General features: G+C 42.4%; 18 protein-coding genes. 12 read left to right on the top strand and 6 right to left on the bottom strand.

Annotated features, from left to right (window positions below; genetic code table 11):
• Nucleotides 1-11: 11 nt before the first annotated feature.
• Nucleotides 12-1,070: a rhodanese-related sulfurtransferase gene (locus tag ACGF49_RS02895; RefSeq protein WP_228902915.1), complete on the bottom strand. Its 1,059-nt coding sequence runs from the start codon at nucleotides 1,068-1,070 to the stop codon at nucleotides 12-14.
• Between the two features lie 36 nt (nucleotides 1,071-1,106).
• Between ACGF49_RS02895 and ACGF49_RS02890 the strand changes: the two genes are divergently transcribed.
• Entirely contained in the window at nucleotides 1,107-1,265 is a 159-nt protein-coding gene (locus tag ACGF49_RS02890) for a hypothetical protein (protein WP_158536539.1), read from the top strand.
• A 48-nt stretch (nucleotides 1,266-1,313) separates the two neighbouring features.
• Here ACGF49_RS02890 and ACGF49_RS02885 read toward each other — a convergent pair whose 3' ends face one another.
• Nucleotides 1,314-1,550, bottom strand: a complete 237-nt coding sequence (locus tag ACGF49_RS02885) for a DinI family protein (RefSeq protein WP_011146092.1) — start codon at nucleotides 1,548-1,550, stop codon at nucleotides 1,314-1,316.
• A 262-nt stretch (nucleotides 1,551-1,812) separates the two neighbouring features.
• Between ACGF49_RS02885 and ACGF49_RS02880 the strand changes: the two genes are divergently transcribed.
• Nucleotides 1,813-2,754 (top strand): Kdo(2)-lipid IV(A) acyltransferase, encoded by a 942-nt coding sequence (locus tag ACGF49_RS02880; RefSeq protein WP_113042053.1) that lies wholly within the window; start codon nucleotides 1,813-1,815, stop codon nucleotides 2,752-2,754.
• Nucleotides 2,755-3,367: 613 nt separating this feature from the next.
• Nucleotides 3,368-4,906 (top strand): peptide MFS transporter, encoded by a 1,539-nt coding sequence (locus ACGF49_RS02875; protein ID WP_113042054.1) that lies wholly within the window; start codon nucleotides 3,368-3,370, stop codon nucleotides 4,904-4,906.
• Nucleotides 4,907-5,059: 153 nt separating this feature from the next.
• Here the strand turns inward: ACGF49_RS02875 and ACGF49_RS02870 are convergent, their stop codons facing one another.
• The 3 genes from ACGF49_RS02870 to ACGF49_RS02860 form a co-directional block, all read right to left on the bottom strand.
• Entirely contained in the window at nucleotides 5,060-5,248 is a 189-nt protein-coding gene (locus ACGF49_RS02870) for a helix-turn-helix domain-containing protein (RefSeq protein WP_262977691.1), read from the bottom strand.
• Nucleotides 5,249-5,431: 183 nt separating this feature from the next.
• On the bottom strand, nucleotides 5,432-5,788 hold the full coding sequence (locus ACGF49_RS02865) for a hypothetical protein (RefSeq protein ID WP_229015649.1): 357 nt from the start codon (nucleotides 5,786-5,788) through the stop codon (nucleotides 5,432-5,434).
• A gap of 212 nt (nucleotides 5,789-6,000) precedes the next feature.
• The gene (locus tag ACGF49_RS02860) at nucleotides 6,001-6,834 is read right to left on the bottom strand and encodes a MurR/RpiR family transcriptional regulator (protein WP_112877881.1); all 834 of its coding nucleotides are present in this window, start codon (nucleotides 6,832-6,834) and stop codon (nucleotides 6,001-6,003) included.
• A 303-nt stretch (nucleotides 6,835-7,137) separates the two neighbouring features.
• On the opposite strand from ACGF49_RS02860, the gene ACGF49_RS02855 reads away from it, so the two are divergent.
• The 9 genes from ACGF49_RS02855 (at nucleotide 7,138) to iolB (ending at nucleotide 19,208) form a co-directional block, all read left to right on the top strand.
• Complete coding sequence (locus tag ACGF49_RS02855; protein ID WP_271866620.1) at nucleotides 7,138-8,649, top strand: CoA-acylating methylmalonate-semialdehyde dehydrogenase; 1,512 nt, start codon at nucleotides 7,138-7,140, stop codon at nucleotides 8,647-8,649.
• Nucleotides 8,650-8,665: 16 nt separating this feature from the next.
• On the top strand, nucleotides 8,666-10,600 hold the full coding sequence (iolD, locus tag ACGF49_RS02850; protein ID WP_205068545.1) for a 3D-(3,5/4)-trihydroxycyclohexane-1,2-dione acylhydrolase (decyclizing): 1,935 nt from the start codon (nucleotides 8,666-8,668) through the stop codon (nucleotides 10,598-10,600).
• 365 nt (nucleotides 10,601-10,965) lie between these two features.
• Nucleotides 10,966-11,952: an inositol 2-dehydrogenase gene (iolG, locus tag ACGF49_RS02845; RefSeq protein ID WP_113042058.1), complete on the top strand. Its 987-nt coding sequence runs from the start codon at nucleotides 10,966-10,968 to the stop codon at nucleotides 11,950-11,952.
• Nucleotides 11,953-12,068: 116 nt separating this feature from the next.
• Nucleotides 12,069-13,778, top strand: coding sequence for a solute:sodium symporter family transporter (locus ACGF49_RS02840; protein ID WP_387489530.1), 1,710 nt, complete (start codon nucleotides 12,069-12,071; stop codon nucleotides 13,776-13,778).
• Between the two features lie 130 nt (nucleotides 13,779-13,908).
• A complete protein-coding gene (locus ACGF49_RS02835; protein ID WP_387489527.1) occupies nucleotides 13,909-14,100 on the top strand; it encodes a hypothetical protein in 192 nt (63 codons plus the stop codon).
• 199 nt (nucleotides 14,101-14,299) lie between these two features.
• Nucleotides 14,300-15,433: a Gfo/Idh/MocA family protein gene (locus ACGF49_RS02830; RefSeq protein ID WP_011146079.1), complete on the top strand. Its 1,134-nt coding sequence runs from the start codon at nucleotides 14,300-14,302 to the stop codon at nucleotides 15,431-15,433.
• Nucleotides 15,434-15,508: 75 nt separating this feature from the next.
• Nucleotides 15,509-17,413, top strand: a complete 1,905-nt coding sequence (gene iolC, locus ACGF49_RS02825; RefSeq protein WP_387489523.1) for a 5-dehydro-2-deoxygluconokinase — start codon at nucleotides 15,509-15,511, stop codon at nucleotides 17,411-17,413.
• A 29-nt stretch (nucleotides 17,414-17,442) separates the two neighbouring features.
• Nucleotides 17,443-18,333, top strand: coding sequence for a myo-inosose-2 dehydratase (gene iolE / locus ACGF49_RS02820; protein ID WP_228902196.1), 891 nt, complete (start codon nucleotides 17,443-17,445; stop codon nucleotides 18,331-18,333).
• 47 nt (nucleotides 18,334-18,380) lie between these two features.
• Nucleotides 18,381-19,208: a 5-deoxy-glucuronate isomerase gene (iolB, locus tag ACGF49_RS02815; RefSeq protein WP_323839970.1), complete on the top strand. Its 828-nt coding sequence runs from the start codon at nucleotides 18,381-18,383 to the stop codon at nucleotides 19,206-19,208.
• A gap of 323 nt (nucleotides 19,209-19,531) precedes the next feature.
• On the opposite strand, the gene cas6f is transcribed toward iolB, so the two are convergent.
• Nucleotides 19,532-20,086: a type I-F CRISPR-associated endoribonuclease Cas6/Csy4 gene (gene cas6f, locus ACGF49_RS02810; RefSeq protein WP_349010372.1), complete on the bottom strand. Its 555-nt coding sequence runs from the start codon at nucleotides 20,084-20,086 to the stop codon at nucleotides 19,532-19,534.
• Nucleotides 20,087-20,088 lie beyond the last annotated feature (2 nt).

Raw genomic sequence — 20,088 nt, 5'->3', positions numbered from 1 at the left:
GATTAATCTCGTTATTCAACAGACTGTAGTGAAGTACTGTTCAACCCATCCTGTAGACGATGCCGGGATTTATTAAATATTTTTGCTCCATTTTCACGACCGGTACGGCGAGCACGCTGCTCGGTTTCCGGTAACCTGACTTCTTCTCTGCACATTTCACTACAACAGCCTTCAAATTTAGTTGCACACTCTGGACACTGAATAAATAGCAAGTGGCAACCTTCGTTTTTACAATTAGTATGACTGTCGCAAGACACACCACATTGATGGCAATGAGCAATCACATCGTCTGAAATACGCTCTCCCATCCGCTCATCAAAGACAAAGTTTTTACCAATAAAACGTACCGGTAATCCCTGTTCTCTCGCTTTACGGGCATATTCGATAATACCGCCCTCTACGTGATAGACGTTTTTAAAGCCATTGTGCAGCATATAAGCACTGGCTTTTTCACAGCGAATACCACCGGTGCAGTACATTACAATATTTTTATCCTTATTATCCTGCAACATTTCCGCAGCCATTGGCAGCTGTTCACGGAATGTATCAGAAGGAATTTCGATTGCATTTTCAAAATGCCCGACTTCATATTCATAGTGATTGCGCATATCAACAAATAGCGTATCAGGATCATCCAGCATCTGGTTGACCTGCTCAGCTTTAAGGTACTCGCCGGTTTTTGATGGATCAAAAGTTTCATCTTCAATCCCATCAGCCACTACGCGGTCACGTACTTTCATACGCAAAACCCAGAAAGATTTCCCATCATCATCAAGCGCAATATTCAGCCTCAAATTATCCAATGCAGGATCAACGCTGTACAGCAAAGCTTTAAATGCTTCTAAATTATGAGTTGGTAAACTTATCTGAGCATTAATGCCCTCTTTAGCAATATAAACCCGGCCAAATACTGAAAGATCAGTAAATTGTTGATACAAGCTGTTGCGAAAAACCAGAGGATCTAAAATGTTAAAATATTTGTAAAAAGAGATGGTCGTACGAGGTTGGGTCTCCGCCAACATACGTGCTTTCAGCTCTTTATTAGAAATGCGGTTGTGTAACACTGGCATGGTGTACTTTCCTGAATTTCAAGTCATAAAATAGGGATGTATACCCTATGGATTTCAAGATGCATCGCGACGGCAAGGGAGCGAATCCCCGGGAGCATAGCGAACTATGTGACCGGGGTAAGCGCGTGCAGCCAACAAAGAGGCAACTTGAAAGATAACGGGTATATAAGTGATAGCCTCCGCTATCAAGCGTAATATGATAACGAAAATGATTTTCAACGAGTAGTCATTTGTAACTCTCTATCAAGGCTGGAACCAATCATCAGCGCTTTCCCATGTTTCTTGTAGAATCTCTTCAACGGCTTTCCTGTCATCAGGAGTGCCACCACGAACAGATAGCCCATCATGACTTGCCAACTTCACATTGGTTTTAATATCAGGCCAGCGACGTTTAAGACGGTTATCCAGTTCTACAGCAAGCGCAGGGACAGCACCTTTTGGCAGTTTTTTAGATTTATCGATAGTGACTTCTACATGCATAATTTTTCCCTCCACAAACAATACTGTTCATATAAACAGTAATATTATCTACATGAATTGTAAATAGCGCTGTAAAACTATTTTAATTTTTATTTATCAGTAAATTATGAGCTATCATTCTTTACCAATGACAAAAGCTAAGTGCACTAAAATCGAGATCATAAACATTTCATACTTGAAAACTTCGATATCCCGTCAAAAAATGTCACAATAAGGAAATTGTTTTGTCCATCTTATTGGAACTATAAAAACCTGAGAATCCATGATACAAGCACCTTCTTTTCAACGTTCACTACTTCATCCCCGTTATTGGCCTACGTGGTTTGGTATCGGTCTGCTTTACTTACTGGTTCTGCTCCCCTACCCCATTATTTACCGGATAGGCACTCGTCTGGGCAGATTTTCTATGCGCTTTCTGAAAAAACGTGCCAAAGTTGCCGAAAGAAATCTTGAGCTATGTTTTCCTGATATGCCACAAGAGGAGCGCAACGCGCTATTAATAAAAAACTTTGAATCCGTCGGAATGGGAATATTTGAAACGGGTATGGCTTGGTTTTGGCCTGACTGGCGGATAGAACGCTGGTTTAAAGTTACTGGGCGAGAAAACATTCAGAAAATTCAAACTACCGGGCAAGGAATTATTGTTATTGGTATCCATTTCCTGACGCTGGAACTCGGTGCCCGCATTCTCGGTTTGCTCAATCCTGGAATTGGAGTCTACCGACCAAATGATAATCCAGCTATGGATTGGCTACAAACATGGGGACGACTGCGCTCCAACAAATATATGCTGGATAGAAAAGATGTCAAAGGCATGATCCGCTGTCTGAAAAATGGCGAAGTTGTCTGGTACGCCCCCGATCATGATTACGGCCCACGAAAAAGCGTATTTGCACCACTATTTGCTGTAGAACACGCTGCAACCACCACAGGCACATCGATACTTGTGCGCCTCGCTGATCCGGCAATGATCCCATTTACTCCCCGTCGTCTGCCTGATGGAAAAGGTTATGAACTGATTATTCAACCGGCAGTGGCAGGATTTCCAAAAGATGATGAAGTGAAAGCGGCTGCTTTCATGAATAGAGTTGTCGAACAGGAAATTTTACAGGCACCTGATCAATATATGTGGTTGCATCGTCGCTTTAAAACCCGGCCTAAGGGTATGCCTTCTCTGTACGGACAAGCTGATAAAGTCCATTAAATTTATTCATGGCTGTTTCTTCATCCAGGAAACAGCCATAATTGCTTTCGCATACAACCCAATAACTGACTATCTCATTTCAATGCTGAGATTATACTTTTTAATTTAATTTAATTTAATTTCTTTCCAATTTTTATATAAAAAACAAAGATTAATCTAGAATTTAAAAATAAACACCAAGTTGACAATCAAATCACGTTATTTTTCTTACCTTTCACTATCACCGTTAATATCTAGCCTTTGAAAAGATGTCTTATATATTATTATAGTTATTACTTAATTTATTATTTTAAAATATTTTCCCCATAAAAAGACATCAAATATAAATAGAAGTAAGTCAATAGGTCTTATCCTAATTTTAACCAATCAATGATGAGAAATGAGATTTATGTCGGATTTTGCTCTGAAAAATGAAATATAAAGTAAGAGATATCTTAATTGTTAATAAAATTGGCCGAAAAATATGTTAAAAACATATTAACAAAACAGGACATCATTTAATAAAAACGTGGCTTTTTTGTTTGCTCTAAACCTAAATTTGAAAGAGCTTGTTAAAAGCTTTACTTGTCAAACACACTGCACTCTTAGAGTGTAGTCTTATAGGAAAACTTAGATGCAATCTTCCATTAACAATACGAAAACCAGAACTTTCTTTGGGCATCCTTATCCATTAAGTTCTTTGTTCTTCACAGAAATGTGGGAACGTTTCTCTTACTACGGCATTCGTCCACTGCTGATCTTATTCATGGCTGCAACCATCTATGATGGTGGTATGGGTATTCCTCGTGAACAGGCCGCTGCCATTGTCGGCATCTTTGCAGGCAGTGTTTATCTGACTGCACTACCCGGTGGTTGGCTGGCGGATAATTGGTTAGGTCAACGTCAATCAGTCTGGTATGGTTCAATCATTATTGCACTAGGGCACTTGTCTATCGCTCTTTCCGCTTTCTTGAGTCATCACCTGTTTTTTATCGGTTTACTACTGATCGTATTAGGAACAGGACTATTTAAAACCTGTATCACCGTGATGGTCGGCACACTATATAAAAAAGATGATCCACGCCGTGATGGCGGTTTTTCCCTATTCTACATGGGGATTAATCTCGGCTCCTTTATCTCTCCATTAATTACCGGCTTATTAATTCAAGACTATGGCTGGCATTGGGGTTTTGGTATTGGTGGGCTAGGAATGCTAGTTGCTCTACTGATATTCCGCTTCTACGCGGTTCCCCTGATGCGCCGTTATGACAAAGAGGGTGGATTGGATTCAAACTGGGATCGCCCTACAGTCAAACGTAAAAATGTCGGCAAATGGGTTTTTACCGCTATTCTCGCTATGATGGCGATCATTGCCCTACTTGCCCTCGGTATCATTCCATTTAATCCAGTGGCCGTAGCCAGCACGATGGTCTATGTCATCTCATCCTGTGTAACACTTTACTTTATCTATCTGTTCCTGTTTGCTGGTTTGAGTAGTAGTGACCGTTCCCGCCTGTTAGTTTGTTTTATTCTGTTGGTATCTGCTGCTTTCTTTTGGTCTGCATTCGAGCAAAAACCAACCTCATTTAACCTGTTTGCCAATGATTATACTAATCGCTTAGTGATGGGATTTGAGATCCCAACAGTATGGTTCCAATCAATCAACGCACTATTCATTGTCCTACTGGCCCCCGTATTCAGTTGGCTCTGGCCTGCGTTGGCCAAAAGTAATATTAACCCAAGCAGTATCAGTAAATTCATTATTGGTATTCTGTTCGGTGCCGGTGGTTTTGGTCTAATGATCCTAGCGGCCCAGAATGTATTAGCAACAGGTGAAGCTGTTTCTCCACTCTGGCTGGTCGCAAGTATTCTGTTTCTGACACTCGGTGAGCTGTGCCTTAGCCCCATTGGGCTCGCAACGATGACGCTACTGGCCCCATCCCGAATGCGTGGTCAGGTCATGGGCTTGTGGTTTTGTGCAAGTGCTTTGGGTAATCTAGCTGCCGGCTTAATTGGTGGACATGTGCGCGCTGACCAACTGGACAACCTACCTGATCTATTCTCCCGTGTATCTTTTGCTCTGGTTATTTGTGCAGCCGTATTAATGGTATTAATTGTCCCTATTCGACGCCTGCTGAATAGTGCTGATAAATCAGAAGCGAAAGCTCAATAATATTTATACCCGTTATCTTTCAAGTTGCCTCTTTGTTGGCTGCACTCACTCACCCCGGTTACATAGTTCTCTATGCTCCCGGGGATTCGCTCCTTTGCCGTCGCGATGCATCTTGAAATCCATTGGGTATATCACTCACGTAAAGCCATCTCATCATAAGATGGCTTTACGTATTTCAACGCGTAAATTTCGTGTTCTTAGAAACACATACATTGCTGGAATACAACCATAATGTTGACTAAATGCAAAGGTAAAAGCTGACTGGGAGGCATAACCAGACAGAAAAGCAATGTCAGCCAAAGTCCTATCACTGTAAGCCAACAAATTGTAGGCAAATTCCATCCGACACGTTTTCAAATAAGCCATTGGTCATCCCTGTTGCATTAAAATTATTCAGGTGTGTAATGCACAGTTATCTGGGCGCTTGAGCTTTTAACGCCCAACACGCCAAGATCAATTTGTAATTTATAGGCAGGCTTGCTAGCTTTAGGATTCAATTCACTGTCGAGTTGCTTTAAGTCACGGTTATTCCCGATCAAAAAAGTTACTTCTGGTCATACCGTTATTCTCTTTAATACGCGCAGTACGCTCAAGATCCTGACGGATTTTCTCATTGACACGATCATTAAACTCTCGGCTCTTCCGATTAAGTTCATCTTCTTTCATCTGTCTTGCCAGTTCCCGCTTCTCCACCGCATTATTATCCGTAATGAGTTTATCCACATCCCAATGCTTAGGTTGAAGATTTTCCCGTTTCTTCAAATATTCCGCAGATGGCTTATTATCAGCAGGAATATCACTTTTGTAGTCAAAATTTGAGGCAAATGCCTGGAAAGAAATTGCAGATAGAATGACAAAAATATAACGCGATCCTTTACTCATCATATTGATCCCTTTTCAAAACCATAACTCAGAATAATTATTAAATAATTATCACCAATAAGAATCAACAACATTTATGTCTAACAAACCAGTTATCAATATCAGGTTTACACTCTATTTAAATTATGTGCTTTCTACTGACCTGATAAAGCATTAACCCGCCGTAATTTGCGGGTCAATAGTCATTAGAGGTTCATCGGGAATATACACAATTAAATCAAGTTTCCTTGCCGATAAGCCAGAGAAACCGCCAAAGATTGCACTAAACACAAAGTAGCAGACTGAGAACGGAATGCTTCCACCTGTGCTTCTTTAACCACAAAACAAACATCACTAAAACTGGCAAGCGGGCTAATCTGGCTATCTGTAATCACAATCTGTTTTGCCCCGGCTTTTGCCGCCCGTTCACTGACCATCAGTGTCTCTTCTGCATAAGGGGTAAAACTGATTGAAACAACAACATCTTCTTCCCCAATTAAATTAATCTGTTCCCTGAACATTCCCCCCAAACCATCCACGAGTAAAGGGCGACATTCCAGGTGATTCAATGTATAAGAAAGATAAGCCGCCACACTAAAAGAACGACGCAGCCCAATAATGTAAATATTCTTAGCTTGAGCCAATAAGTCTACCGCGTTCCTTAAATCTTCGGGGGCTGTTCTGGCAGCTAACTGTTGCATAGCCTGCACATTTGAACGAGCAAATTCCTGCAAAATATGCTGAGGGTCTTCTGGCAGTTCCTGTTCGCCATCCAGTTCTCTAAATAATCTGGCCCGGTCTGCATAACTGGCGGTTTCTTCCACCATATGCATACGAAATAGCTGTTTCATTTCATTAAAACCACTGAAATCAAACGCATTAGCAAAACGAATTAATGTTGATGGAGGAACATCAGCTTCTCTGGCAATCACAGCAACAGTATCAAAAGCGACACTATTGGTATTATCCAGCACATATCGAGCTACTTGTTGCAGGCGTTTACTCAATTCACTATAGCGTGAACGGACTTGTTCTTGAAATTCATTCAGATTCGATGCGACAGACATAAATCCCCCATAAAATTTATCGCCCGCAATTGTAATCGTTTTACCGTATAAGCTGAATCATATTTCATTTTTATAGTTAAAAATGAAATACATAATCCATTCATTGTAATGATTTATTATTACCACTATATTGATTAACATCTAATTAGTCACCTAATTATCGGTAATTCATAGAAACTTTACGCCGATCACATTAATTGCCTTTTGTTCCAAATCATATTGAAAATAAAACATATATTTCATATATCTATTATCAAAGTTTCCGATTCAGTACTAACATCAAATCCGCAAAAGAGGCTCAGAATGGAACAGGTACAGAATTATGTTAATGGGCAACTTATTCCCAGTTATAGCACCCGTTTTTCGCCGGTTTTCAATCCAGCAACAGGAAAACAGATACGTCAGGTAGCACTAAGCACAGCCCATGAAGTTGAACAGGCAATTGAAATCGCTCATCAAGCTTACAGAGAATGGTCTAAAATATCACCACTGAAACGTGCTCGTGTCATGTTCCAGTTCAAAACATTACTGGAAGCTAATATAGACAAACTGGCACGATTGATTTCAGAAGAACACGGAAAAATCTATTCAGATGCTATCGGTGAATTAACTCGTGGTCTGGAAGTCGTTGAGTTTGCCTGTGGCATCCCTCATCTACAAAAAGGTGAACATTCCGCGAATACCGGGACAGGAGTGGACAGCCATTCATTAATGCAGCCTTTAGGCGTTTGTGTTGGCATTACCCCTTTCAACTTCCCGGCAATGGTTCCTATGTGGATGTTTCCTATTGCATTAGCGACAGGGAATACTTTCGTATTGAAACCTTCAGAAAAAGATCCCTCTCTCGCGCTTGAATTAGCATCACTACTTAAACAATCCGGTTTACCCAATGGCGTATTTAATGTTATCAACGGCGATAAAGAAGCCGTCGATATACTACTAACAGATCCACACGTGCAAGCTGTCAGCTTTGTGGGTTCAACGCCTGTCGCTGAATATATCTACACTACCGCCTCAGCTCACGGGAAACGCTGTCAGGCGTTGGGAGGCGCAAAAAATCACTGTATTCTGATGCCAGATGCCGATCTCGATATGGCTAGCAGTGCTCTTGCAGGTGCAGCATTTGGTGCAGCAGGTGAACGTTGCATGGCACTGTCTGTTGTATTAGCGGTTGGGGATGAAACGGCAAATGCATTAATTGAAAAATTACGTCAACAGATCAACAAAATATCTGTCGGTCCCGGTATTGTCGCAACTACAGAAAACGATATGGGTCCCGTTATCTCCGCCCAACACCAAGCTAAAATCTGTGATTACATCGATAGTGGCGAAAAACAGGGGGCCAGCTTGTTAATTGATGGCCGTCAACTCAAGGTTCCCGGTTATGAAAATGGCTATTTTATTGGCCCGACGCTGTTCGATAATGTCACGCCAGAGATGAAAATCTATCAAGAAGAGATCTTCGGTCCTGTTCTGTCAATTGTCCGTGTACCCGATTATGCCACCGCGCTAACATTAATTAACTGCCATCAATATGGTAATGGTACCGCGATATTCACCCGCGACGGAGAAACAGCTCGCCAGTTTAGCGAAGATGTACAAGCGGGTATGGTAGGCATCAATATTCCCATTCCGGTACCAATGGCCTTCCACAGCTTCGGGGGCTGGAAACGCTCAATTTTTGGCCCACTTAACGTTCACGGTAATGATAGCGTTCGCTTCTACACCCGCATGAAAACTGTTACCAGCCGCTGGCCAGCAAGTATCAGGCTAGAACATCATTCCAGCAATTTTGTGATGCCAACAATGGAATAAAATGGAGTCCTGTAACATGAACAAATCAACAATGACAGCAGCTCAAGCATTGGTGAAATTCCTGAACCAGCAATATGTGGAAGCAGACGGAGAGCAATACCCATTCATCAGAGGAATCTTTACCATTTTTGGTCACGGTAATGTTGTTGGATTGGGGCAAGCACTGGAGCAAGATCCTGGTCACTTGACCGTTTACCAAGGATGCAATGAGCAAGGTATGGCCCATATCGCCACAGGTTTTGCTAAACAGAAAAAGCGCAAACAGATTTTTGCCGTAACCTCCTCTGTTGGCCCTGGCTCCGCCAATATGGTAACCGCTGCGGCAACTGCCACAGCTAATCGCATTCCTCTGCTGTTATTACCCGGTGATCTCTTCGCCTGCCGTCAACCTGATCCAGTCTTACAACAGGTTGAACAGTTCCACGACCATACTATCAGCACCAATGACTGTTTCCGCCCTGTTTCTCGTTATTGGGATCGTATCTCCAGACCAGAACAGCTAATGAGCGCTATGATTAATGCGATGCGAGTTCTGACCGATCCAGCCGATACTGGTGCCGTCACAATTTGCCTACCACAAGACGTTCAAGGCGAGATTTGGGATTTTCCTGACTATTTCTTCCAAAAACGAATTCACCGCATTGAACGCCGTCCTGCTTCTGTCGCCATGATTAACGATGCGGTGGCACTCATAAACCGCAAGAAAAAACCTTTACTTATCTGTGGTGGTGGAGTGCGCTATTCAGAAGCTCATAACGCTTTTCGTCAGTTCGCAGAACACTTCAATATTCCTTTTGCTGAAACACAAGCAGGTAAAAGCGCCGTAATTGCCGACCATCCCCTTAATTGTGGTGGCTTAGGCACAACAGGCTGTCTTGCGGCCAACCTGATCGCCAAAGAGGCCGATTTGATTATTGGCGTTGGCACCCGGTTTACTGATTTCACCACTGCATCCAAATCGCTATTTCAGCACCCAGAAGTTGAATTTCTCACTATCAATGTAGCGGAATTCGACGCCTGCAAACTGGATGCAATACCCGTTGTATCAGACGCCCAAGCAGGGTTAAACGCTATTGCAGAACAACTTATTCAATTGAATTATCGCAGTGGTTATCAAGATGAGATTCATCAGGCACGGGAAACATGGAGAAAAGAGTTAAATCGTCTGTTCAACATTGAGTATCAGGTAGATTTCACACCAGAAATTCCCGGTCATCTCGATGATAAATTGGAAGAGTACAGCCAAACATTACAAACCCGCCTGACACAAACTAGCGTATTGGGATTATTAGACAAATATCTTGAGCCCGAAGCGATTATTGTTGGCGCATCAGGTTCCCTCCCTGGCGATTTACAGCGATTATGGCAACCCAAACAACCGGATACCTATCATCTTGAGTATGGCTATTCCTGTATGGGCTATGAAATAGCCGCTGCTATTGGCGCTAAACTAGCCTGCCCCAACCAACCGGTTTATGCCATAGTCGGTGATGGCGCTTATATGATGCTTCATTCAGAGCTGCAAACCGCAGTACAGGAAAATATCAAAATCACCGTGTTGCTATTTGATAACGCGGGATTTGGCTGCATCAATAATCTGCAAATGAGCCAAGGGATGGGCAGTTTCGGAACAGAAAATCGTTATCGTAACCCAGAAAGCGGCAACATGGATGGCAAACTGATTAAAGTCGACTTCGCCAAAAATGCAGAAAGCTACGGCTGCAAAAGTTACCGAGTCCACGATGAGCAACAACTGCTTTGTGCGTTACAGGAAGCCCAAAAACAGACGGTACCAGTACTCATAGATATCAAAGTGTTACCTAAAACAATGACGCATGATTATGAATCATGGTGGCGAGTAGGCACAGCACAAGTCGCGGAAAACCCAGCTATAGAATCTGCCGCAAAGAAAATAAAGGAGATGGTTGCAACCAAAGTACGTCAGTACTAGAAATTGGTGGCCTGTTATCTTGCAGGCCATTTTCCCTTTCCTCATCGTTTTCAATGCCATTTTTGAAATTTTTATTCTGAAAATAAGTGACTCTTTTCCTTTCATTAATCTCTATCACTAAGCGTAACCATATACTTAGTCGAATGCATATTATAATTTGTTTTTAAAGGACAAATATTCCATTCCATCCAGTATCAATCTTACTTTACGTGATCTAATTAACACAAATTTAATATTGTTATTAACAAAATGCTACGCCGCACTCAAAAACATAATTTCCAAATATTGATAATTTGAAATAAATATTTTATTTGATATATTTTAAAGTATCTCATAAGCAGATACTTAGGTATCAAGGAGCATCCATGTTCAATATTGCATTATTTGGCGCGGGACGAATTGGGCAAGTACACGCAGTGAATATCTCTCATCATAAAAAAACTTGTCTTTATTCGGTTGTCGATCCCGATCAGAAAAGTGCTGAACTTTTAGTACAGCAATACCAAACAAAAAGACAAACTATTGAACAGGCAATGTCTGACCCTGAAATAGATGGTGTTCTTATTGCCTCAGCAACAGACACTCATGCAGACCTAATTGAACTCGCAGCAAAACATCATAAAAAAATCTTCTGTGAAAAACCGGTTCATCTTGATATTGAACGTATTCGTCATTGCCTTGAAACCGTTAAACAATATCAGGTGCCTCTATTTGTTGGCTTTAACCGTCGTTATGATCCGCAATTCCGTCGAGTAAAAACCCTATTTGATGCTGGTACGATAGGAAAAGCTGAATCTTTGCTGATTATTTCCCGCGATCCCTCTCCTCCCCCCACTGAATACGTCAAAGTTTCTGGTGGTATGTTCCGGGATATGACAATACATGACTTCGATATGGCGCGTTTTATTATCGGTGAGGAACCCTGCTCGATCTACGCCCAAGGCAGTAACCTGGTTGATCCAGCTATCGGGCAAGCAGGTGATATCGATACTGCCTTTATTGTTATGAAATTCCCATCAGGAGCAATGGCAACCATTACCAACAGCCGCCGTTCCGGGTATGGCTATGACCAACGGATTGAATTACATGGTGAAAAAGGGCTGCTTAGCGCCGGTAACATCAAAGAAAACAGCGTTGAGCTTTGGGAAAACAGCGGTTGTTTAACCGCCAAGCCAGAGCATTTCTTCCTGCAACGTTACCGGGAAGCCTACATTGCTGAATGGGATCATTTTGTCGATGTCATGGCTGGTCGCGCCACACCAGAATGCAGTGGCGCTGATGGCGAACAGGCACTTTATCTGGCCGATAAAGCTCTCGAATCCCTACATTCAGGTAAAGAAATCAGATTATAAAGCAGCCCTATTATCTCTAACTAACTCACATTTATTTTCACCCTAAAAACGGGAAAGGCCACTTTCCCGTCAGCATATTGCTGCCTGAAAACAGTCAATCAGGCTTGGAGGATAGTATGTTAGCTTTTCTCTCATTTATTGGTTTTACCCTATTAGTGGCTGGCTTCGCTTATTACAAAACCCATAATGCTCGTCTGACAGAATCTACTGAAGGCTATTTTCTTGGCGGACGATCTCTCACAGGTGTTTATATTGGTAGCTCTATGTTATTGATGAACCTGTCCACAGAACATTTAATCGGTTTGAATGGATTAGCATTCCGAACCGGATTTATCGTTATGGCTTGGGAAGTAATAGCCGCTGTGACAATCGTTCTATTCGCTATTTATTTCCTGCCTAAATATCTGAGACTTGGTATTTCAACCATCCCGGAATATCTTGAACGCCGATTTGATAAAAATACGCTGCTCATTACCTCAATTCTTTTCCTGGCTATGTATATCATTTCACTACTCCCCATTGTGCTGTATACCGGTGCAATTGCATTGGAAAGTCTATTCCAGGTTTCCAATGTATTCAGGATTGATAAAACTACAGCGCTATGGGTTATGGTTTGGGGCGTTGGTGGATTAGGTGCGGTCTATGCCATCTTTGGCGGTATTAAAGCCATTGCTGCCGCGGATACTATTAACGGCATTGGCTTAATCGTTGGCGGATTAATGGTAACTATTTTTTCCCTACTCTATGTTGGCAATGGCAATGCCTGGCAAGGATTAGTTGAAGTTTATCAATCTAATCCTGATAAATTTAACTCCATCGGCAGTGAAGATTCTCTGGTTCCTTTCTCTACGCTATTTACCGGCCTAATTGTTTCCAATATGTTTTTTTGGTGTACCAACCAATCCATTGTTCAGAAAGCCCTTGGTGCGAAAAATCTAGCAGAAGGACAAAAAGGCGTCATGTTGTGTGCTTTACTTAAACTCATCATGCCGTCTATTATTATTCTACCGGGCATTATTGCTTTCCATATTTTCAAAGGACAAATAGATAATCCAGATAACGCTTACCCAGAATTAGTACATTTAATTCTACCGGAAGTATTGGTTGGTTTCTTTGCCGCTGTGGTCGTTGGTGCGGTATTTTCCACATTCAGCGGCGGACTTAATTCATCTGTAACACTGTTTATCGTCAATATTTACAAACAGCGAATCAACCAAAATGCCACCGAAACGCAAACAGTCGCTATGAGTAAATATTTGGGGATCGGGCTAGCGTTAATCACTATGATCGTCGCACCGTTAGTCGCTAATGCACCGGATGGTCTGTTCTATCTCATTCAACAATTACAGGGGATTTTTAACGCGCCAATTCTCAGCGTGGTATTAGTTGGTCTGATGACTAAACGAGTGCCGCCTATTGCCGCTAAACTTGGCCTATTATTTGGTATGTCCGCCTACATTATCTGTAATTTCATTTTAAAAATTGACCTGCACTTTTTTCATCTGGTTGGTATTTTATTTGTTCTCAATGTTATTTTCATGTTGACTATTGGCTACTTTTTTCCAGCTAAACCATTTACAGATGTTTATACCGAACAGGTAAATATTACGCCGTGGTCTATGGTGAAGCCGGTTGCATGGTTAATTACATTATGTTCAATTTCCATATACATATTTCTCGCACATAATGTTCCCAAGGTAATTATGATTATTTATTACCTATTTGCTGCACTAATACTATCTTATGCGCTATACCAGATAGGTAAAATGCTATTCAGGAAACTTGTAATAAATAGTACGCAAAAAAAACCTAATAAAGATAACTAACTGACTTTATTACTCCAACATTATTATCAGAATAACCTACTACCAGGATTTCCCTGCTCCCTATACCCAATGGATTTCAAGATGGATCGCGACGGCAAGGGAGCGAATCCCCGGGAACATAGATAACTATGTGACCGGGGTGAGTGAGTGCAGCCAACAAAGAGGCAACTTGAAAGATAACAGGTATATATTCGAAAGAGGAAATCCTGGAGATATAACAACTCCCTTTGCTAACCAACACACTTCATATATACCAAACCATAAATGGAACAAAAATTCTAATATTCTACTTTTTCTGCTCTTACCTCTGAATAGTACCTAACTCATTAGAAAATTAACCCTATATAACGAGATGTTACCTAAAAATCCTTATCAGATCACAACTTGGAACTAATGTTTTTATTTCAGTTGAAAATGAAACAAATATTTCCTATAACAGGTATACGACAACAACCAAGGCTAACTAACAAACACTAAAGAACTTACTGCAACAACACGCTTCTATTCGGAGAAATAGCTATATGGAAGAGATTCGTATCGGCCTAATCGGTACTGGTTACATCGGACGGACGCATGCCATTGCTTACGCACAAGCGCCGACTGTTTTCCCTCTGGCAGGCAAACTAGTTTGTGAAATGGTAGCGGAAGTTTCTGCTGAACTCGCCGCAAAACGGTCTGAGCAATTAGGTTTCCGGCGTTTTACTGATAATTGGCGCAAATTAGTATCAGATCCCGATATTCATGTTGTTGATATCTGCTCACCAAATTTCCTTCATAAAGAGATGGCTCTCGAAGCGATCAAACATGGCAAGCATGTTTATTGTGAAAAACCACTGGCACTAAACTCACATGATGCAAAATTAATGGTCGAAGCCGCCAAAAAAGCCAGAGTGAAAACATTAGTCGGTTTTAACTATATGAAAAACCCTACCGCACAACTGGCTAAAGAGATCATTTCGAATGGTGAAATAGGTGAGGTTATTCACTTCTACGGCACTCATAACGAAGATTATATGGCCGATCCATTCACTCCTATCCACTGGCACTGTTTCAAAGATAAAGCTGGATTAGGTGCATTAGGCGATCTTGCTGCTCATATCATCAATATGGCGCAGTACCTGGTTGGGGATATCCAAACTGTTTGCGCAGACATGACCACTGTTATCAAACAACGCCCGGAAAAAACCGGCTCTAGCATTATGGTTGCGGTAGAAAACGAAGATCAAGCACATGCTATGGTACGTTTCAACAGCGGAGCAAGGGGTATTATTGAAACCTCCCGTATTGCTTGCGGTCGCAAAATGGGTTTGAGCTACACCATTACAGGAACAAAAGGTGCTTTGAGCTTTACACAAGAAAGAATGGCCGAACTAAAACTTTACCGTCACGATGAACCAGCAAACCGCCAAGGCTTTAAAACTATTCTTATTGGACCAGAACATCCTGACTATGCGCCATTCTGTCTCGGTGCAGGTCACGGCATCGGCTTCAATGATCAAAAAACAGTGGAAATCAGAGACTTGATCAATGGCATCGCCAGCAATAAAGCGATATGGCCAGATTTCACCGAAGGTTGGAAAGTCTCACGTATTCTGGATGCCATTGCTCATTCTTATCAAGAGCAACGTTGGGTGAATGTCACTGAAATTAATTAATTATTTTTATCAATCTTCCACTGTCGGAGCTCATCATAGCAACGCTTGATGTTGTACTTAATAAGGAGTTGTTCAATGGAGCAGCAAAAAAAATTTGATGTCATCTGCATGGGACGAATCGCCGTTGACCTTTACGGCCAACAAATCGGAGCACGTCTGGAAGACATGGGAAGTTTTGCAAAATATCTTGGGGGTTCTTCCGGTAATGTCGCCTATGGTACCGCTCGTCAGGGGCTTAAATCCTCCATGCTAGCCAGAGTCGGTGATGAGCATATGGGACGTTTCCTTAGGGAAGAGTTGCAAAGTGTTGGCTGTGATACCAGCCATCTAACCACGGATAAAGAACGCCTTACGGCACTGGTGCTGCTAGGAATCAAAGATAAAACCACTTTTCCCCTGATCTTCTATCGTGATAACTGCGCCGATATGGCAATTACCGGTGATGATTTCAGTGAAGAATACATTGCATCCGCTCGTTGTCTGGCTATCACCGGAACACATCTTTCTCATCCTAACACTCGCGATGCGGTGCTGACGGCCCTCAACTACGCCCGCCGTAACCGTGTGAAAACGGTCATGGATATTGATTATCGCCCGGTACTTTGGGGGTTAACTTCTTTGGGAGATGGTGAAACACGTTATATCGCATCGGAACAGGTAACAGCTCAGCTACAGGAAGTATTATCGCTATTTGACCTCATCGTTGGCACAGAAGAAGAGTTCCATATTGCCGGTGGTTCCACAGATACTATCGAAGCACTACGCAACATTCGTAAACTCACATCTGCTGCATTGGTTTGCAAACGGGGATCACTGGGATGCTCTGTTTTTACCGCTGAAATCCCTAATGATCTGAATGACAGCATCACTATACAGGGCGTTTCTGTCGATGTGCTTAACGTTCTCGGCGCCGGGGATGCTTTTATGTCCGGCCTGCTACGCGGCTATCTAAATAACGAAGGTTGGGAAAAAGCCTGTACTTACGCTAATGCCTGTGGCGCATTAGTTGTTTCTCGTCATGGCTGCGCACCGGCAATGCCAGATAAAACAGAGCTTGATAACTATCTATCACGCGCCAATCAAATACTACGCCCTGATTTGGATGAAACACTTAATCACCTTCACCGTATCAGCGCCCGTAAAAATCAATGGGACGAACTGTGCGTCATGGCATTTGATCATCGTATTCAATTTATCGAATTAGCCCGACAAGCAAATGCCAGTATCAAACGTATTTCATCATTAAAACAACTTCTATTACGCGCCAGCCGGGAAGTTGCCACAGAAGCAGGGTTACAAGGAAAAATAGGCCTGTTATGTGACAGCACGTTTGGTCAGGATGTTTTAAACGAAATTACCGGTCAAGGTTGGTGGATAGGCCGCCCAATTGAGCTACCCGGCTCTCGCCCACTTTGTCTGGAACATGGCAACATAGGTTCCCAACTTATTGACTGGCCACTGGAACACATCGTCAAATGCCTGGTGTTTTTCCATCCAGAAGATGCTCACCCACTCCGCCTGGAGCAAGAGAAAAAAATTCGGGAAATTTATGCCGCATGCTGTAAATCTGGTCACGAACTTTTACTGGAAGTGATTCTACCTGCGGAAATGAAACACTCAGATGAATTCTATATTCGCGCACTTAGACGATTTTATAACCTTGGCGTTAAACCGGATTGGTGGAAACTCCCACCTCTCAGTTCTGAAAGTTGGGACAACATTAACTATCTCATCGAGCAGCGAGACCCCTATTGCCGTGGCGTCGTTATTCTTGGCCTTGATGCTCCACAAGAAGAGCTGGAAATGGGCTTTAATGCCGCAGCCGGCAAGTCTATCGTCAAAGGTTTTGCTGTCGGAAGAACCCTATTTGGTCAACCATCCCTAAAATGGCTAAAAAATGAGATTGATGATAACCGTTTGATCCAGAAAATAAAAACCAACTATCACAACCTGATTAGCCTGTGGCGTCAGCGCGGATAGCATTATTTTATTCAACTAGGAGCACCATCATGGCTGTTCAACTTGGTATCAACCCTCTGACCTGGACTAATGATGATTTACCCACTCTCGGCGCAGATACACCTCTGGAAACCTGCTTAACCGAGGGCCGCCAGGCAGGTTTTACCGGTTTTGAATTGGGCAACAAATTCCCTCGTCAGGCTAACGTATTGGGTCCCATACTTGCCGCCCACAATCTCGTACTGGTATCTGGCTGGTACTCTGGCGAATTACTCACCCGTTCAGTAGCAGAAGAGATTAAAGCGGTACAATCTCACCTGACCCTGCTACGCGAATTGGGAGCTAATGTCATGGTATTTGCGGAAGTGACAAACTGCATTCACGGCGATCAAAATAAACCAGTCCATCTTCGTCCTCAATTTCCAGCTAACCGCTGGCAAGAATACGGTGAAAAATTGACTGAATTTGCCCGTTACACCCAAGAACAAGGTGTTCAGATTGCTTATCACCACCATATGGGAACGGTTATTGAAACTGAGAAAGATGTTGATCATCTGATGGAAAATACCGGAGATGAAGTTGGATTGTTGCTGGATACCGGTCATTTAACCTTTGCCGGCGCTGATCCATTGGCTGTTGCAGAACGCTGGGCAAAACGCATTAATCATGTTCACTGTAAAGACATCCGTCCTGACGTACTCAACGATATAAAAAACCGTAAAACCAGTTTCCTTGATGCTGTGCTGAGTGGTGTATTCACAGTACCGGGAGATGGTTGTGTTGATTATCCGGCAATTTTTCAAGTGTTGAAAAAACAAAATTATAAAGGCTGGCTGGTAGTTGAAGCAGAACAAGATCCTGCTGTTGCTCACCCACTGACCTACGCCACGATGGGTTATAACAATTTACGCAAATTTGCCAGAGATGCCGGATTGTTTTAATTAATCACAATCTGATTCATGCAAAAATAGTACTGAGGGTAGATAATATGTCCAAATTATTATCAAAATATCATGCACCGGATCAAAACAAACGAACTCAACATATCACGCCGGAATCAGCAAACTGGAAGTATGTCCACTTCGATGTTTATGAGTTGGCTTCGGGTGAAAAAATCACCTTGCCCGCATCAGAAAATGAAACCTGTCTGGTTTTAGTGGCAGGCAAAGCCACAGTGACTACGCCACATCAACGGTTTGAGCATATTGGCGATCGCATGCAGCCATTTGAACGCAAAAAACCTTATGCTGTTTACATCACTGCGGGGGAATCTGTTGAAATTATTGCCGATACCGCTCTTGAACTCGCGGTATGCCAAGCACCGGGTAAAGGAAGCTCCCCAACTCGACTGATTACGCCACAGGATATTGATGCAGAACAACGTGGCAATGGTTACAACCGACGCTATGTTCACAACATCCTACCGGATAATAAACCTGCTGATAGCTTGTTGGTGGTTGAAGTCTTTACCGATGAAGGCTGCACCAGCTCCTACCCTAGCCATAAACACGATACCGACAATGCACCACAGGAAACCTATTTGGAAGAAACCTATTACCATCGCCTGAACCCTTCTCAAGGGTTCTGCATGCAACGTGTCTATACCGATGACCGTTCACTGGATGAATCAATGGCTGTTTACAATAAAGATGTGGTAATGGTGCCCAAAGGCTACCACCCAGTGGCAACCATTGCCGGTTACGACAACTATTATCTCAACGTAATGGCCGGACCAACTCGTAAATGGCTATTTACCTGGGAAAAAGACCACCAATGGGTTAATAGTGAAGAATATGCACAAAAGCACAACAATTGATGCATATCGAGAAGAAAAAAGGTTGCTTTTTTAGCGCACTCAATCAAGTGCGCTGCTGCCTGTGCGGCAGTGAACTTAATCCATACGAGCTAAAAACTCCTGATGTCTTTCTAAGCTGCCTGTGCGGCAGTGAACTTGCTCATGAAGTTTCTTAGCAAAATCATTGCTTTCTAAGCTGCCTGTGCGGCAGTGAACGTTAGATACTACCTTTAATTTACTGATTATTAAAGAACATAATGATAAAAAGCAGAAAAACCCTTTTTATTAGCAGCGGCTAATCCCTTAAATAAATCAATAAGTTATAATTAGCCGCTAAAAAAGGGTCAAAACCAAGGGATGGTAGCTGATGAACTTAATCCATATGAGCTAAAAACTCCCGGAGTTGGTTTGTCTTGTATTGGCCCTTGTTTGATAAACAACAGAAAACTTTGACCTGATGACAAACTTTTGAGAAACAAGAACGGTAAATGAGTACGTTGTTCTTTGCTGATAGGAATGCGTTGCAAGGCTTGTTCCTCCGTTAACCATCCTTTTTTAATCGAACGACGGCGAATCCTATCAACATTGCTTTTTACCTGCACTCGGCTAACACGACGATATCGAGCATCCTTAGGTACCAGCTTGATATCAATCACCTCAGTATAATCCCTGAGCCCTTTTAACCACGGTAATGCTTGTAAATCATTCAGCGCTTCGCTTGAACCGTGCATTCTCAGCGTGTTCCCCAACGTTTTCCCTGCACGAGGAAAACTGACCCCAACCTGCCCATTACTTAACTGCCCCAAAGCCCGATGCAGTTTAGCAAATAGCGCTTCCAACAGTTTTTGCTGGCTAAATTCAAGATCGGGAAGAACACGGATTTCAAAGTAATAATCCATCT

Source organism: Photorhabdus sp. RM96S (assembly GCF_042879335.1).
GTDB lineage: Bacteria > Pseudomonadota > Gammaproteobacteria > Enterobacterales > Enterobacteriaceae > Photorhabdus > Photorhabdus kayaii.
The sequence above is the reverse complement of the archived record's forward strand: the minus strand, read 5'-3'. Positions and strand labels throughout refer to the sequence as shown.